General features: G+C 39.8%; 15 protein-coding genes. 9 read left to right on the top strand and 6 right to left on the bottom strand.

What is annotated here, in order from left to right; all coding sequences use genetic code 11:
- Positions 1–8: 8 nt before the first annotated feature.
- From CMT41_RS09755 to CMT41_RS09745, 3 genes are all read left to right on the top strand, one after another.
- Positions 9–1,010 (top strand): DNA polymerase III subunit delta', encoded by a 1,002-nt coding sequence (locus CMT41_RS09755; RefSeq protein ID WP_058027149.1) that lies wholly within the window; start codon positions 9–11, stop codon positions 1,008–1,010.
- Positions 1,011–1,019: 9 nt separating this feature from the next.
- Positions 1,020–1,346, top strand: coding sequence for a PilZ domain-containing protein (locus CMT41_RS09750; protein WP_057181121.1), 327 nt, complete (start codon positions 1,020–1,022; stop codon positions 1,344–1,346).
- 78 nt (positions 1,347–1,424) lie between these two features.
- Complete coding sequence (locus CMT41_RS09745; protein ID WP_057181120.1) at positions 1,425–2,192, top strand: TatD family hydrolase; 768 nt, start codon at positions 1,425–1,427, stop codon at positions 2,190–2,192.
- 485 nt (positions 2,193–2,677) lie between these two features.
- Here CMT41_RS09745 and CMT41_RS09740 read toward each other — a convergent pair whose 3' ends face one another.
- Positions 2,678–4,264, bottom strand: a complete 1,587-nt coding sequence (locus tag CMT41_RS09740; protein WP_057181119.1) for a cation:proton antiporter family protein — start codon at positions 4,262–4,264, stop codon at positions 2,678–2,680.
- 371 nt (positions 4,265–4,635) lie between these two features.
- Positions 4,636–5,256 carry an arylesterase gene (locus CMT41_RS09735; RefSeq protein ID WP_057181118.1) on the bottom strand — a complete coding sequence of 207 codons (621 nt, stop codon included), beginning with the start codon at positions 5,254–5,256 and terminating at the stop codon, positions 4,636–4,638.
- Here CMT41_RS09735 and CMT41_RS09730 point away from each other — a divergent pair.
- The 3 genes from CMT41_RS09730 (at position 5,255) to CMT41_RS09720 (ending at position 9,725) form a co-directional block, all read left to right on the top strand.
- Complete coding sequence (locus CMT41_RS09730; RefSeq protein WP_057181117.1) at positions 5,255–5,968, top strand: ABC transporter ATP-binding protein; 714 nt, start codon at positions 5,255–5,257, stop codon at positions 5,966–5,968. The genes CMT41_RS09735 and CMT41_RS09730 overlap by 2 nt on opposite strands.
- Positions 5,958–8,471, top strand: coding sequence for an ABC transporter permease (locus CMT41_RS09725; protein WP_058027148.1), 2,514 nt, complete (start codon positions 5,958–5,960; stop codon positions 8,469–8,471). Before CMT41_RS09730 ends, CMT41_RS09725 begins: the two co-directional genes overlap by 11 nt.
- A gap of 183 nt (positions 8,472–8,654) precedes the next feature.
- Positions 8,655–9,725 (top strand): AI-2E family transporter, encoded by a 1,071-nt coding sequence (locus tag CMT41_RS09720; protein WP_057181115.1) that lies wholly within the window; start codon positions 8,655–8,657, stop codon positions 9,723–9,725.
- A 71-nt stretch (positions 9,726–9,796) separates the two neighbouring features.
- On the opposite strand, the gene CMT41_RS09715 is transcribed toward CMT41_RS09720, so the two are convergent.
- The 3 genes from CMT41_RS09715 to CMT41_RS09705 all read right to left on the bottom strand — a co-directional run bounded on the left by CMT41_RS09715 (position 9,797) and on the right by CMT41_RS09705 (position 11,279).
- A complete protein-coding gene (locus tag CMT41_RS09715) occupies positions 9,797–10,228 on the bottom strand; it encodes a lysozyme inhibitor LprI family protein (RefSeq protein ID WP_058027147.1) in 432 nt (143 codons plus the stop codon).
- Between the two features lie 113 nt (positions 10,229–10,341).
- The gene (locus CMT41_RS09710; RefSeq protein ID WP_057831662.1) at positions 10,342–10,644 is read right to left on the bottom strand and encodes a YciI family protein; all 303 of its coding nucleotides are present in this window, start codon (positions 10,642–10,644) and stop codon (positions 10,342–10,344) included.
- A 56-nt stretch (positions 10,645–10,700) separates the two neighbouring features.
- Complete coding sequence (locus tag CMT41_RS09705) at positions 10,701–11,279, bottom strand: septation protein A (RefSeq protein ID WP_057181112.1); 579 nt, start codon at positions 11,277–11,279, stop codon at positions 10,701–10,703.
- Positions 11,280–11,717: 438 nt separating this feature from the next.
- Here CMT41_RS09705 and CMT41_RS09700 point away from each other — a divergent pair, with 438 nt between their 5' ends.
- On the top strand, positions 11,718–12,143 hold the full coding sequence (locus CMT41_RS09700) for a group I truncated hemoglobin (RefSeq protein WP_057181111.1): 426 nt from the start codon (positions 11,718–11,720) through the stop codon (positions 12,141–12,143).
- Positions 12,144–12,368: 225 nt separating this feature from the next.
- On the opposite strand, the gene CMT41_RS09695 is transcribed toward CMT41_RS09700, so the two are convergent.
- Complete coding sequence (locus tag CMT41_RS09695; RefSeq protein ID WP_058027146.1) at positions 12,369–12,980, bottom strand: TetR/AcrR family transcriptional regulator; 612 nt, start codon at positions 12,978–12,980, stop codon at positions 12,369–12,371.
- Positions 12,981–13,127: 147 nt separating this feature from the next.
- Between CMT41_RS09695 and CMT41_RS09690 the strand changes: the two genes are divergently transcribed.
- Both CMT41_RS09690 and CMT41_RS09685 read left to right on the top strand, forming a co-directional pair.
- Entirely contained in the window at positions 13,128–15,176 is a 2,049-nt protein-coding gene (locus tag CMT41_RS09690; protein WP_058027145.1) for an NADPH-dependent 2,4-dienoyl-CoA reductase, read from the top strand.
- 461 nt (positions 15,177–15,637) lie between these two features.
- The gene (locus CMT41_RS09685; protein ID WP_058027144.1) at positions 15,638–17,128 is read left to right on the top strand and encodes an acyloxyacyl hydrolase; all 1,491 of its coding nucleotides are present in this window, start codon (positions 15,638–15,640) and stop codon (positions 17,126–17,128) included.
- Position 17,129: the final 1 nt, after the last annotated feature.

Raw genomic sequence — 17,129 nt, 5'->3', positions numbered from 1 at the left:
GCGCGAATATGTTAGCAATTTGCCGGGAAAAGCAAAGACAATTAAGTCAACAATATCAACAACAAACCTTGGCTCATGCCATACTATTACAAGGTATAACCGGTTCGGGCACAGAGGCATTGGCACAGTGGCTCATTGAGCTGCTAATTTGCCAAGCGCCACTATCAAGCAATGATGCAGTGACTGGCGAGGTTATCAACCTAGCCTGTGGGCAATGTAAAGCTTGTTTACTGCGAAAAAGTAAAAGCTATCCTGATCACTTATTATTAACCAGTGAAAATAAAACCTTAGGGGTTGATGATATTCGCCGCGGTAATGCTTTCCTAGAAAAAACAGCTCACCTTGGTGTGGTGAAAACCATCTTAATTCCTCAAGCTCAAATAATGACGGTTGCTGCGAGCAATGCTTTATTAAAAACCTTAGAGGAGCCAAGTGCTAACAGTTATATTGTCTTAATCACCGATGATCTGGATAGTTTATTACCGACCATAATTAGTCGATGCGCAATATATACTATTAGGCCTATGGTAGGGGAAGCCTTGCTGGCACAACTCAAAACATCGCTGCATGAAAACACGCAAGTTAGTAATGACTCAGCCATGAACAGCGGCATAAATGCTAATGCTTTTGTTAATTTATCCCAACTAGCAGAATTAACTGACGAGGATGTTTTTCAAGCGTTTCAACACTTTAATCAATGCTTTCTAGCTTACTTAAATCATGGAAAAAGTGAAAGTGACTTACTTAATCAGCTGGTTGATAATATTCACGCTTTACGTTGGTTAGAAAAGATAACCTGCAATCTAGTAAGACAATATTATCTTGTTAAAGACCCTGAGCAGACTAATCTTGTGGTTAATAAAGAAATTTCAATACAGATGCTTAATCAAATATATCAAGCTATCATCAGTAGTAATAAACTGATAAAGTCTTTTACACAAGCTAATCGACAATACGTTGGTGCACAGCTACTTATGACGATAAATGATATCGTTAGACCATCGACATAGGAGACCAACTTGGTTCCACTAAACATAGAGTTTCATTCAGAGCGTGATCTATATCTTGCCTTTATGCCTTTTCTTAAAGAAGGTGGGGTTTTTGTTCGTACACCACGCCAATATGAGCTAGGTGATGAAGTTGAGTTACACATATTGCTGCCCGATGCGTTAGAAGAGTCGGTCGTTCATGGTGAAGTTTGCTGGTTGACCCCCATTGGCGCGCAAAACGGTACCCCCCCTGGTGTAGGTATTACTTTTGTTAAAGATCCAGAAAAAATACGCCATCAAATTGAGCAAATCATTGCTCGACACTTAAATTCTTCCGAGCCTACGCTAACTATGTAGCTTGGTTTTCTTGTCACAAAATGAAGTAGTGACAAAAATTATAACCGCTTAACACTTTTAAAGCACAGGAGTTCCTCGTTGTTTATAGATTCCCATTGTCATTTAGATCGCCTTAACTTATCCCTTTATGATGATAATCTGGATAATGTTATCCAGGCGGCCAAAGCGGCTAAAGTAGATAAAATACTTTGTGTCAGCGTAACGTTAGCTGATTTCCCTGAAATGGCAGCAAAAACGGCTCATTATGATAACGTCTTACTTACCTGTGGTGCTCACCCTTTAAATCAAGAAGATGAAATTAGTCCTGAGCAGCTATTAGCCTTAAGTAAAAATGAGCGAGTTATCGCCATTGGTGAAACTGGCTTGGATTATCACTACGCACCAGAGACTAAAGCGCTGCAGCTTGATTCCTTTAAAAAACATATTCACGTTGCCAAGCAATTAAATAAGCCACTTATTATTCATACCCGAGCCGCACAAGAAGATACTTTAGCGTTATTACGCAGTGAAGGAGCAGAGCAGGTCGGTGGTATTCTACATTGCTTTACGGAAAGCTGGGATATGGCTGAACAAGCAATAGCATTAGGTTTTTATATTTCGTTTTCAGGCATAGTGACCTTTAAAAATGCCAGCGCATTAAGAGAAGTTGCCGCCTTAGTACCCGATGATAAATTCTTAATTGAAACAGATGCGCCATATCTTGCCCCGGTACCTTATCGAGGTAAAGAAAACCAACCAGCCTTTGTGGTCGAAGTCGCTAAACATTTAGCCAGTATTCGAGGTCAGTCGGTTGAAAAAATAGCCCAGCTTTCTAGTGATAATTTTAATCGCCTCTTTAAACTTTAATGGTATTTTAGCACCTTGAATCAATTGATAGCTTGCTAAAATTTAGATAAAAAAAGGCCCAAACATATAGTTTGGGCTCAAGGATTGGCTCAAGGGGTTTGAGCCGTGCGCTAATTAACCATAACCTGATAACCAAGATAAAAACAAAAACAAAAACAAAAATAAACTAGGTGGTGTAATCATATTTACTAACCTCTTAGCAGGAAAATCTTACTTCATGCTAAGCTTGTGTAACTAAGTGTAGTGGATGTTTTTTAAATAGCGAATGTTTCTGTATGTATTTATTTTATCAAACTAAAACAATGTCTTACATTGATGTTGTGCTTTTTTAATTGATTTTTAATAGCGGATATTAACCGTGGTAATAGCGTTTTATCACAGCTTTTACCGCGGATAAAACCCTTGCGTTCTTAGCCTCTTAGGACGGCTATTTTAGCAGAGATTTATCGTTACTAACTGATGATAATCGCAGCCAGCGGTTATCATCAGTTAGTTGTTATCACCTTGCTTTTAGGTAATAAAGCTAAACTTTCCTCAGCAAAACCGACCCCAGCATCGGTATAAAAGTTAAACACTTTATCAATACCAAATTCTTCCAGTTGTAAACGTTCATCATCATAGCGGGCAACAGCCGCAATTTTCCCTTGATAATTTGCTGCCTTTAACTGGGCAGTAATACTGATGGCATCTTGTACCGAGGGTAGCGCCAGCAAGACTAATTGAAGTCGTGAAAGATCAATACTTTCCCAAAAATGAATATCCTCAGCATCACCATAATAAGCTTCGACCCCTTTGTTTGTTAACCAGGTTATTTTTTCTTTATCAGCATCTAAGCCCCATGCAGAGCTAGTACTATGGCTATTAATGGCTTGATAAGCGCCGATGCCAACACGGCCCATGCCGATGATAACTATAGGGCGCTGACAGGGTTGACAAAAAATGTCCTCTTCGAGTTTAACTTGGCGCTCAAATTTTGATAAAAAACCTCTATATTTAGCAAAGAGTGTGTGGGCAAAGCGATAAATGATATTGGTTAAAATAAAGGAGATAGATACACTTAATGCTAGGATCACTAGCCAATCATTACTAAGCCAACCAGCGGTCACGCTTAATGCGCCAACAATTAAGCCAAACTCACTATAGTTACTTAAAGCTAGGGCACTAAGGAAGGCACTACGGCAACGCATTTTTAATAGGCTGAAAATGCCATAAAACAGCACAAACTTAATCGGGATCAACAGCACTAATAAACTCGCTAAACCTAGCATCTCTAGTGTCGGCACCGCAGTAAAGCCAATCGATAAAAAGAAGCCTATTAAAAAGATATCTTTAAAACTCATTAAGGCTTTATTAATTTCAGTCGCTTTAACATGGGAGGCTAAGAACATGCCGACCAGTAGTGCGCCTAAGTCACCTTTAATGTTAACTAGCTCAAATAATTCATAGCTACCTAGCGCGAGAAAAAAGCCCATTAAAGGCATTAATTCACCATGGCCAACATGGCTAATAATCCTATTAATAATAGGTTTTATTAGAAATAAACCCAGTAGAGCAAAAGCCCAAAGCGATGGCATTTTACCGGTAGCGACAACTAAAAAGACAACGGCGACAATATCTTGAATAACCAGTATACTGACCGCTAATTTACCGTGGCGAGTACGCATTTCACCATTTTCTTCTAATAATTTTATCACGCAAACTGTGCTGCTAAAACTTAAGGCAAAAGCAATTAACGCCGCAGTCATTAAGTCTAAGTCACTGAAGTAACTCACCGACATGAGCGCGAGTATCTTGACAAAGGTTATGGTAACAACCATCCAAACTAAGGTGTGTAAAGAGCAACCCAACCAAACTTCGGTTTTGAATAGGTTGGTCACGTTCAGCTTTAAACCTATGGTAAAGAGCATGATGGTGATACCTAAATCACTTAATATACTTAAGCTTTCATCGGCTTGATAACCAGCGATATTTAAGATGAAACCAGCAGCAAGGTAACCTATTGAGGGGGGAAGTGAGGTGGTTTTTGCTGCCAAGCCGCAGATAAATGCGAAAAGTATCCAGATAAAGTCCATAGCATTACTCTAATTTAAGTTGGTTTACTGAGCGGAAAAGGTTATAGATTGTTTTGCACATTATGCAGGTAATAGGTTGACATCTATACAGCAAGCAGCAGTGACTTTTATTAGAACATACCTTCGCAACAGCCACTGTCTTGAAGAGAAGTTTACCTTAAAAACAACCCCTTATACCAATCTAATTAAGGAATTAGCAATTTTTGATGAGTATTGATTATTGTTAACGGGCAGATGATGGGCTGGGTCTGGCATTGGCATGGAGAATAAAGAGGTTATTGGCTATTAAAACCATTTAAAAAGCACCTTAGTCACGTTGAGTGTTAGAAAATCTGCTTGTTTTATAACATCTTTGTTGATTATCGTTTAACTTAGTCTGCTAGCCACTTATTAATCTCACTATACATAAAATCACGGATAATTGGTTGAGCTTTGGCGTTAGGGTGTAAATTATCATTTAGCATTAACGAAGCATCAACAGCAACAGCTGTCATAAAATAGGGCATAAGGTAAGCACCTGTTTGTTTAGCTACTTTACGATAACTGTCAGTAAACATTTTACCGTATCTTGGGCCTAAGTTTGGCGGGATATGAATCTCCATTAAGGCAACTTTTGCACCATGTTGTTGACTTATCGTGACGAGTTGGCTTAAATGCTTCTGCAGTAATTTCACTGGAAAACCTCTAATGCCATCATTGCCACCAAGCTCAATCAATACATGACTAGGTTGATGAGCTTTAAGCCAAGCATCAATTTTCAATAAGGCGTTATCGGTAGTTTGCCCACTTATGGCGGTATTAATGACGGTGATGGGCTGGTTTTTTTCTAGGTATTTATTTTGTAACAAATGAACCCATGCTTGTGCTTGCTCAAGCCCATAGCCAGCGCTTAAGCTGTCACCAATAAGTAAAATTTTGTCGTTTGCTTGGCTAGTAAATGCCAGGTTTGTCAACATTAAGATAATAATAGATTTTAGGAAATAGCGTGTCATGTCAGTACTTTCTCAGTTAAATGTTATTCAAGTGTCAGGCCTTACTAAGCGTGTTAACACACTTGAAGGCAGCCTCACTATCCTTAGCGATATAAACTTTTCTGTCAAGTCAGGGGAGTCAGTTGCTATTGTTGGCGCTTCCGGCTCGGGTAAATCTACCTTGCTTAGTTTATTGGCTGGACTAGATGTTGCTAGTCAAGGTGAAATTCATCTCGATGGTGAAGCCTTAAGTACCCTCGATGAAGAGGCACGTGCTCGGTTAAGAGCAGATAAAATTGGTTTTGTCTTTCAATCCTTTATGTTGGTGCAAAGTTTAACCGCTCTGGAAAATGTCATGTTACCCGCGGAGCTTGCCGGTGATCATGATGCTAAAGCACAGGCGGTTGAACTGCTGGACAAGGTTGGACTTTCACATCGGTTTGCCCACTATCCTTCACAATTGTCTGGTGGAGAGCAGCAAAGAGTTGCCATTGCCCGAGCCTTTATTGGCTCCCCTAAAATACTGTTTGCCGATGAGCCGTCAGCGAATCTAGACCGTAAAAATGGTCAGCTGATCGAAAACCTACTCTTTGATTTAAATAAGCAGAACGGTACTACGTTAGTACTAGTCACTCACGATGAACAATTAGCAAAAAAGTGCCAGCGTATTATACATATTGAAGGTGGCCAACTGGAAAAAATCAGTGAAGGGGGAGCTGCCAATGTGGGTTAAACTGGCTTTTAAGTTATTCTCTCGGGAACTGCGCCGTGGTGAACTAACTATTATCTTTGCAGCAATTGCTCTGGCAGTACTTACTGTCTTTAGTTTATCGGCAATTACCGAGCGAATTTCTTTAAACTTAGCACAGAAAAGTAGTGATTTTATTGCCAGCGATCGCCGCTTATCAAGCAATCATGCCTTTGAGCCACAGCTACTAACGCAAGCGAATAAATTTGGACTGGCAACGGCAGAGATGCTGTATTTTGATTCTATGTTGTTTGCCAATGATGAATTGGTTTTAAGCTCAGTAAAAGCAATAACTGGCTCTTACCCTCTGCGAGGGAAAATCACCATTAAAGACCACCTTACTAGCCCAGCTTATGACGTTGATACTGGGCCCAAGGCTGGATCAATTTGGCTTAGTGAAGGCTTGTTTTATACCCTTAACGTCAATGTTGGCGATAAGATTGAGTTGGGTGCCGGACTTTTTAACGTCACCAAGGTGTTAGTAAAAGAACCCGATGCCCCGTTTTTCTCTTTATCGGGTAATAAACGTGTGCTGTTAAACTATGCCGACATTCCGACTACCCAAGCCGTGCAACCAGGTAGTCGGGTCTTTCACCGTTTACTGTTTGCTGGTAATGAACAACAGTTAAGTGAGTATTATGCTTGGCTTAAACCGCAACTCAAAAGTAACCAAACCTGGCAAGGGATTAAAGATAGACAATCACCGTTAGGCAATAATATAGTTCGTGCCGAGCGCTTTTTATTATTGGCCGGTTTATTTGGCATCATGCTGGCAGCCGTAGCGATGGCAGTTTCCGCTAAACGTTATTGTGAACGTCAATACGATCCCGTCGCTATGATGAAAACGCTAGGTGGCAGCCGTAAAGTTATCCGCAATATTTTCCTTTTACATCTAAGTTTAGTGACCGTTTTTTCCATTGTTGCCGGTTTAATGGTAGGTTTTGTCTTGCAAACTATAGGGGCAGATTATTTAGCAAGCTTTATGGGCACTGAGTTACCACAAGCGGGCTTTCGCCCTTGGTTATTATCAGCTTTTATTGGCCTTGTTTGCGCATTGATGTTTTCACTAAAACCTTTGTTAGATTTATTTGATATTCCACCACTGAGAGTATTGCGCCGTAATTTAGGAGACACCTTAGCCATCAGTCGAATTCATATTGCTCTTTCAATGATGACTATTTTTGTGTTGATGTGGATATTTAGTGGTGAGATCCTGACTACTTTAATTTTATTTGCTTCGACTTTATTAATCATTGCGATTTTATTTGCCATCTCACGGTTATTATTTGCTGCTGGTCGCCGGCTAGGACTTAGACCAGGGTCTAGTTGGTCTTTAGCGCTAGCGACGTTACAAAAAAGAGCCAATGCCAATGCCATTCAGCTGATCAGTTTCGCTTTAGCTATTAAGCTGATGCTATTTTTAGTTATCTTAAAAAATGACATCATTACCGACTGGCAAATGCAAGTTCCTGCCGATGCACCTAATATGTTCATCATCAATATAGCCGAAGAACAAGTTACGCCTATTAAGCAATTCTTTCGCGATAATAACATCGCCCATGAAGATTTCTATCCGGTATTTAGTGGTAGAGTTGATGCGGTAAATGGTGAAAAATTTGCCCGTCGAGTGTCAAAACAAGAAGGGGAAGAAAAAGATAAAAATGCCAAGAAAGGGGTCAGTAGAGAGCCCAATTTAACTTGGTTAACGTCCTTACCTGAAGGCAATGTAATAACCGAAGGGCAATGGTTCACTTATGGAGTTACTGGCGGTAATGATATTGAAGTATCCGTCTTTGATGGTTGGCAAGACGTTCTAGGGCTAGAACTTGGTGATACGATTACACTGTTGGTTAATGAACAGGTGATAAACGCCAAAGTCACTAGTTTTAGGAAAGTTGATTGGGGTACACTTAAACCCAATTTTGTTATGATCTTAAGCCCCAATATGGCCGGTAAAGTCCCGGTAACTTACTTTAGTGCCGCTAAATTGCATGACAGTGATACCAAAGCGATTAGCCAGCTGTTACAGCGCTACCCAACGATAAGTATGATTGATATTAAGTCTCAAATTGAACAGGCACAAGCAATTATCGCCCAAGTGTCTTTAGCGATAGGCTTTGTTTTATCGATAGTGTTAGTCAGTGGCGCTTTAGTGCTTGTTTCTCAGGTGCAAGCAAGCTTGGCAGAGCGCATGGAAGAAATGGTGATATTACGTACCCTAGGTGCTAAAGGCCGTTTAATTAAATTGGCGACACTTTATGAATTTATGCTGTTAGGTGGCATTGCCGGCCTAGTTGCCGCCATAGTGAGTGATATTGCTTTATTGGTCATTCAACAGCAACTCTTTAATGTCGCAGGGCGCCTTCACCCTTATATATGGCTGTTAGGACCGTTAAGTGGTGCACTATTTGTTTCGAGCATAGGTTACTTTATGGTAGCTCATACCATGAGGCAAAACACCCAAGGATTGTTAAGGAAGCTTGGTTAATTACCGATAACGGTCCCTGTTTATGATGGGGCCGCAAAGTCTAAATAAAGGGTAAAGGCTAGCGGGGAGTATTGCACCGTTGAGGCATAACGAATTGATTACTTAAGCTTAAACACAAGTAATCTAGTGTAGTTAGGGAATTTAAGGTATATTGAAACGATAAAAATATAAGGATTGATTTTCATGGTTTCACATTCAAATTCAAATCATAGCTCTATCGTCAAAGCTTTTGTTACGGTAGCGGCTATTTTTATCATTTTTGCCGGTATTAAAATTGCAGCGAATATATTAGTGCCGTTTTTACTTTCCGTATTTATCGCCATCATCTGTAATCCACTCATCAGCAAAGCCAGTGAATTCAAAATACCGAAAGCAATTTCAATTATTTTTGTTATCGCAGCTTTTGTTACCATGGCGGTGTTTTTAACGGGTTTAGTGGGCAGTTCGTTAAATGAACTTTCACAATACATTCCTCAATACCGGGTGCAACTTAAACAACAATTTGTCTGGTTAACGGATTTTTTTGCCAAACACGACATTCAACTTTCTACTGCTATCGTGACAGAGTATTTTGATCCCGCTGCTGCCATGGGCTTAGCCGCGGAAATGCTATCAAGTTTTGGCTCAGTGATGGCAAACTTGTTTCTGATCATCTTAACGGTGGTGTTTATGTTGTTTGAATCCTCTTCATTTCCTCATAAGTTACATTTAGCGTTAGATGATCCACAAATGCGTTTGAAACAAATTGAGCGCTTTATATCTTCAGTAAACCATTACATTGCCATTAAGACCTTGGTTAGTCTTGCCACTGGCTGTATTGTTTCGCTGATGTTATGGGGTTTTGGTTTAGATTTCTTTTTATTATGGGGCGTATTGGCTTTTTTACTTAATTATATTCCTAATATTGGCTCTATAATTGCCGCAGTACCACCAATGACTCTTGCCATTTTACAACTAGGTATTGGCGATGCTGGCGCCATAGGTGCAGGTTTTATTTTAATCAATATGGTGATGGGCAACATTATTGAGCCTAGATATCTAGGTAAAGGTTTAGGGTTATCGACTTTAGTGATTTTTTTATCACTGATATTTTGGGGCTGGTTACTTGGCACGGTTGGTATGTTATTAAGCGTGCCATTAACCATGATATTAAAGATCGGCTTAGAAAATTCGCCAGAAGGTCGTTGGTTAGCTGTGATGCTAAGTGATGGTAATGAGTTGGATGATAAAACTGAGCAAGCATTACTTAGCTAATGTAGGCTTAGGCTAGTTTAGTTGAATTAAGAGGCATTAATTCAACTAAAGTCGCTCGGTAAAAGTAAAACCTATGTCGTAGGATTGGTAGTTTTAATTTTACTTAGCGTGCTTATCCGGCTTTTACTTAATAGCACATAACAAGTTTTGTACGCAATATTGGCGCCTTTCTCTGGGGATATTGCTAGATATTGCCAGCGACAATCATTTTCTCTATAGGTAATAAAATTACTTTGTGAACGCTTAAACATTTTTAATGCAGAATAGCGGCCATTCACTAAGGCTTTTTCCTCTAAATTAAAGGTGTGCAAATTTACCCAGGTTTGTAATTCCCGATCCACAGAAGAAATAACGCCGTCTAAACACCGAGACATGGCCGCCGATGATAGTTGTTCTGCGGTTTGCTGTTGACACACGTTAATGCTTTTTACCGCATAAGCAGGGTTCATCATCAATAATGGGTATAACAATGATAAGGCTAAAAGTGTTTTCTTATAGATCATTTTTCGTTTATACACTCTAATAGTTACAAGGACAAAGTACGCAAAGACACTAAAAAACGGGTCGACTAGATAGCCATCTTTGCTGTTAAGTTTAGTTGAGTATTTTAGCTTTATTAGGCAGGTAATACCTTTTTGTAGGGTTTTACTGTGACTTTCTTATAAACACCTGCGCTGATATACGGGTCTTGATCTGCCCAAGTTTGTGCAGCAGTTAAACTATCAAATTCAGCAACGATTAAAGAACCGGTAAAACCGGCTTCACCGGGATCTTCACTATCAATGGCTGGGCATGGGCCGGCTATTAATAACTTTCCTTGCGTCTGTAAGGCTTTTAAACGCTCAATATGCTTATCGCGTACCGATAGGCGTAAACTAAGTGAGTTTTCAACATCTTCACTGTAAATAAGATAAAACATGACGGATATATTCCTTTAAATAATAGGGTGACTTAGTTCGTTATGACGAGGGCAACTTAATTTGATTTACTACTTTTTTCATCTTTAACTTTATCGTTATCATCTTCTTCAAGAGGTAAATACTTGTATAAAAATAAAATTGACGTGATAGAGAAAATAAACATTAAGCCAGTTAAACCAAAAACCTTAAAATTGACCCAAGTATCAAGGTCGAAATTAAAAGCTACGTAATAATTTAAGCCGGCACAAAATAGGAAGAACATGGCCCAAGCAAGGTTTAACCGAGTCCAAATTTTTTCAGGTAGCGCTAAGGACTCGCCTAAAAACTGTTTAATGATATTTCTTTTGAATAACAGATCACTCACTAATAACGCACCGGCAAAAAAAGCATTAATAATGGTAACTTTCCATTTGAGAAAAGCATCATTTTGTAAATAAATAGTAAGACCACCAAAAACCACCACCAAGCCAAAGATAATCCATTGCTTAGTGGGGATTTTTTCTTTCTTAAATTTATAATGCAGCATTTGTATACAAGCAGCGATAATCAAGCTACCCGTGGCCCAGTAAATACCGGCTACTGAATTAACAATGAAAAAAACAATAAGCGGGAAGTATTCAAGAAATAACTGCATATAAAACCAATATTAAATGAGCAAGTAAAGCGAAATTAATAATCGCCATGGTACGAATAAGACAATTTTAACGAATGCGAGTTTAATAGCCAAGCTTATATTTACATATTGCGAAACTATAAAAATTTCATTTCACTCGCATCATTGCAGCTTATCACTGAACGAGTGCTTTGACTGGTACTGCTATACCGGTTCTACTGCAACAGGCATGTGCAGGAATGTTATTCCCTTACAAATAGCAGTAACAACGAAGTGGTGTTGCTCGACATTTAATTACCGCCAATGGGCCATCTTGGTCAGCCAATATGGCGGATTTGAACTCAGCGCTCTGTTTAACTTATCGATAGTTAGGGCAATTAAATACCTTTTAGCTATTTTCCCCCTATAGTTTAGCTAGCTAATAATTCATAGCGCTAGTATTTGAGTAGCATATAAATAATGACAAGATTTGAAAACTTTAACCGCATAGGGGGCCGGTCTAGCCTGGTGGCTATTAACAAAGTCTTTTATGATAAAGTCTACCAGCACCCCTGGTTAAAACAGTACTTTCTTCATATTTCACAGCAGCATATTGAAGATCAGCAAGTTGATTTTATGCAAAAAGTGCTTGGTGGGGAAAATAACTATATTGGCAAAGCCCCACCCATAGCCCATCGCCATATTTTTATTCCAGACGAGTTATTTGATATTAGAAAACAACTGCTGCTGGACTCCTTTAGTGAGACTAATACCCACCCAGAATTGATGAACAAATGGCTTACTCTTGATGAATCATTTCGTCGTATTTTGGTGAAAAAATCAGCAGCTGAATGTATGCCTCGTTTTAACAGCGATGCTATTTTAAATTTTGATAAACCTAAATAACCGGCACTTATTCAATCAGCCCCTTTATTCGATGCTCTGCGTTAAAACGTCGATAAATAGCCCGCGATTGATAAACGTTTTACCTGAATAGCCATCACACCTTATGCAGAGTTCAGCTGGAATAGTTTTCGGGTGACCGACATCGCAACGAGGTAATATTTTATTGCTACGGGTAAGCCTAGCTATTCATTAGTTAAGCCTAAGGGTGAGTTATCTAGCTGTTAACTAATGAACCAGAAACATATCAACGGCGTAATCACATATTTCTTCAACATGGGCAACGTCGGTATAAATGCCATCGATAAGTAATTTAGCAATACCATGAACCGTGCCCCACAGCACTTGTGATGCACGTAAAGCATTGTCTTCACCGCGATGATTAAGCAGTTTAAGTTTTTGCCATGCGCGAGTCATGGTTACCTGATATTGAAAACAGGGGTAGGCGGCAGCGCGCAATTCTTGTGTGCTATTTTCTTGTTTCCAAATGGTACGACCAAACATCAATTCATAAAGATCTGGATTGCTCTTGGCAAAGTTTACATATTCATGGATAAAAAGTGAGAACTTTTCTTTAGTTGAACGACCTTCAGCATTAAAACTACGGTTATTCATGGCATGTAATTGCTTAAAACCAGCTTCAGCAATACCACAAAGCAGGGCGTTTTTATCTTTAAAGTGGTGATAGGGAGCTGTTCTGGATACCCCGACGCGGGCGGCCAATTTACGCAATGAAACTTCTTCAATGCCGCTTTCTTTGAGCATTTCTCCAGCAACGTGAAGTAAAGTCGTTCTTAGATCACCGTGGTGATACTTTGATTTTTCGGGAGTATTTTTCATAATAGCTAATTTAGCAAGCTATGGTTTAATAATCAATCTTGACACTGTCAAATTTAACCTGTATTTTGTTTTTAATCAAACTAGACAGTGTCTAAATTAAGTATCTACCTTGAATGGGTTACTTGATAAATACAAAGAGAGCGAGTTATGTCCCAAGTTAATATTACAGCCACAAAAAAAAACAGTTTTTCCAAATTATTAGCACCACTTGACCTTGGTTTTACCACCTTAAAAAACCGAATTTTAATGGGCTCAATGCATACCGGTCTTGAAGAGCATCCAGACGGCACTAGGCGTATGGCGGCATTTTATGGTGAACGTGCTAAAGGCGGTTGTGGTTTGATAGTTACCGGTGGCTATGGCCCAAGTAAACGTGGAGCGACGCACCCTAATACTCAAATAATGACCAGCGCAGAGGATATTGCTAAACATAGGGTTATTACCGATGAAGTACATAAATATGACAGTAAAATTTGTCTGCAAATACTTCATACTGGCCGGTACGCTTTTAATCATAAGTTGATTGCGCCCTCGGCTATTCAGGCACCTATCAATCCATTCACACCCGAAGCGGTCACTGTTGACATGATTGCAGAAGAGTTGCAAGCTTTTGTCGATTTAGCCGTTAAAGCACAGCAAGCAAATTATGACGGTGTTGAGGTAATGGGTTCAGAAGGCTATTTTATTAATCAATTTACCGCCTTAAGAACCAATCAACGTGATGATGAATGGGGCGGCTGTTATGATAACCGCATTAAATTTGGTGTTGAAGTGGTGCGCCGTATCCGCCAAGCGGTTGGTGAACATTTCATTATTATCTTCCGTCTGTCGATGATGGACTTGGTCGAGGGCGGCAGTAGTTTTGCCGAGGTGGTTAAGTTCGGTCAAGCCATTGAAAAAGCTGGGGCAACCATTATTAATACCGGCATTGGTTGGCATGAAGCGCGTATTCCGACTATTCAAACCAAGGTGCCTCGAGCCGCATTTACTTGGGTAACCGCTAAATATAGAGAACATTTTACCATTCCGGTGATCACCTCAAACAGAATTAATACCCCCGAAGTTGCCGAGCAAGTATTACAACGTGGCGATGCCGATATGATTTCAATGGCAAGACCATTTCTAGCCGATGCCGAATTTGTTAACAAAGCGGCAGCAGGGCGCAGTGATGAAATTAATACCTGCATTGGTTGTAATCAGGCCTGCCTTGATCACGTTTTTAATGGTGAAATGGCCAGTTGTTTAGTTAATCCACGGGCTTGTTTTGAAACTGAACTTAATATTGTGCCAGCAAAAATAAGCAAAAAAATTGCGGTGGTAGGTGCAGGGCCGGCAGGTTTATCTGCGGCAACGGCGGCGGCAGAAGCAGGGCATCAAGTGACTCTGTTTGATGGTGAAAGTGTTATTGGTGGCCAATTCAATATTGCTAAACAAGTACCAGGTAAGGAAGAATTTAGTGAAACCATTCGCTATTTTTCTCGTCAATTAGAATTAAAGGGCGTTACGGTAAAGTTAAATACTCGGGTCTCGGCCAATGAGTTAAACAACAGTGATTTTGACGAAATCATCATAGCCACGGGCATCAATCCACGGTTGCCGCCCATTGAAGGCATTGACCATGATAAAGTTTTAAATTATATCGATGTCATTAAGCACAAAAAAGCGGTCGGCAAAAAGGTGGCAGTTATCGGCGCTGGAGGTATTGGTTTTGATATCGCTGAATACTTGGTCCATTCTGGCACCCCAACCAGTCAAAATATTGCTGCCTACATGAAAGAATGGGGCGTTGATATGACGTTAACGGCTCGAGCGGGAATTGAAGGGGTCAAAGCTGTAGTTTCACCGCCGGCACGTGATGTTTATCTGTTACAACGTAAAGACACTAAAGTCGGAGCCGGTTTAGGTAAAACTACCGGTTGGATCCATCGAGCTGGGCTAAAAAACAAACAAGTAAAAATGCTGTCATCGTGTGTTTACCATAAAATTGACGATGCCGGTCTGCATCTGTCTATTGCTGGGGTAAGACAAGTATTAGCCGTTGATAATGTCATTATTTGTGCCGGGCAAGAGCCAGCAAGAGAGCTGATTGAAGGGCTAAACAAACCTTATCACTTGATTGGTGGCGCTGATGTTGCCGCGGAACTTGATGCTAAACGCGCGATTAAACAGGGTTTAGAAGTCGTTGCCATGCTTTAACATTGTTTATAATCTTAGCTAGCCAGAAGGAGAACGAGTATAAATAGAGCAGCATAAAGTAATTTCTTTACCACAATATTTTTGAAAATATGGTGCTGCTCAACATCAAACTGGTCATCAATTGTTAGTCCGTTGTTGCTCTACTCAAGGTAACAGAATATAATGCGGACCTTTCCGGGTACAGGCTTGTTGTACATTGGTTTTCTTGACATAAAGTGTCATGACTAATTCAGAATACACTTTTAAGTTATTGATTTTTAAGTTATTGATTTTTCAGTTGTTGGTGTGTTATTTGAGCAGACTTAGGGGCTGATAGCCCTGTTAGCGTGCAAATATTTATCGTACCGCAAAAGTGAATAAGCCGTTAGCTGAAAAGTTAGTGGCTCTTTTCATCAATAAATAAAGAAAATAATTACTGATAATGAAGTGATTATGCATTGTAAGTCATTAAGGATCTGCGTTTGACCATTTTGGACCTGAATAAATATTTAACTAAGAGCAACAATATTAACCCTATTGTTTTAGCCGTATTACTCGTAATCTCTGTAATATTACCCAGTCAATCTTTTGCTCAAGACTTTGCTCAAGACTTTACTCAAGACAAGAAGCACCAAGAGGCGAAACCAGCTATTGCTAAGGCACAGTCACAAACTGACAGTGACATTGAGTTTACTGCCGAGATCAGCGTTGAAAACCTGGATGAAATTTATCGAGAAATGGCGAGCAATACTCTGTGGGAAAATTCTACCCCAGCCGCTGACTTTTATGATTCTCCTTTTCAACTGTCTATTTTCTCCGATGCCAACGGTGAAGATAGTGACAGACTTTGGTCACAAACCAATTCAATTTTTACCTACGGTTTTGGTGTTATTGGTATAATTGCTTTATTACCAGAAGAAATTTCTAACTGGGATAAAGAAGAGGGTATTATTGGTAAATGGTCTGATAATGTCAAAGCTGGTCCGGTATGGGACAGAGACACTGGCATGTTAAACCTTATTGGTCACCCTTATTTTGGTGGTGTTTATTATCAAGTAGCGCGTAAATCAGGTTATCGTCAATGGGATGCCTTTTTGTATTCGGCTATTATGTCGACCTTCTACTGGGAATACGGCATTGAAGCCTTCGCGGAAACACCCTCGATTCAAGATTTAGTGATTACCCCAGTACTCGGTTGGGCATACGGTGAGTGGGCTTTTAATACTGAAATGGACATTAGAGAACAGGGCGGCACAGTCTTGGGCTCGAGTATGTTAGGTAGCACAGCATTATTTTTTTTAGACCCAGTAGATAGTATGAGTGTCGGTATTAATAATATATTTGGCAAAGAAATTATAAGAGCGGGTACGGGCTTTGTTAGTTTTAACGAAATCCCCTACGGATATACTGGCCAAACTGACAGGCAAATAAACTTTAATATATCCTTACAATTTGGTGATGGTGGCAGTTACACACCAAGCACAATGAAAAGGTCATCCTATAACAATGATCCTATTGATACCGGTATCATAGGCGTGAGTTATGGTGTCGGTAATGTAGTACTCGATGATTTATGGGACATTGCAGGCGGAACCACCACTGAATACAGTTTAGGTTTATATTTTACCCGTCAATTCTCCAGCAGAGTCACTTATTCAAAAGCTAAGTTGACTAATAACTTGAGCGCAGCAGAAGATAACTATGAAAATTACAGTGTAGATAGCCAGTTTTACTTCAATACTGACAGTGATTTCAGACCATACCTAACCGCGGGTTTTGGTGAAACCTTGTGGCGAAGGGATATCGACAGCAAAAGATTCCAAGTCAATGCAGGTGCGGGTCTACATTACAAACTTAATAATAACTTTGCTCTGCAATTAGATTGGCGCTTTTATCACAGTACCAATGCCAATACATCAGACCACAATACCAGCCTACGCTTAGTCTATTTATTAGGAAACGGTGAACGTTAAG

Source organism: Colwellia sp. MT41 (genome assembly GCF_001444365.1).
Classification (GTDB): Bacteria; Pseudomonadota; Gammaproteobacteria; order Enterobacterales; family Alteromonadaceae; genus Colwellia; species Colwellia marinimaniae.
The sequence above is the reverse complement of the archived record's forward strand: the minus strand, read 5'-3'. Positions and strand labels throughout refer to the sequence as shown.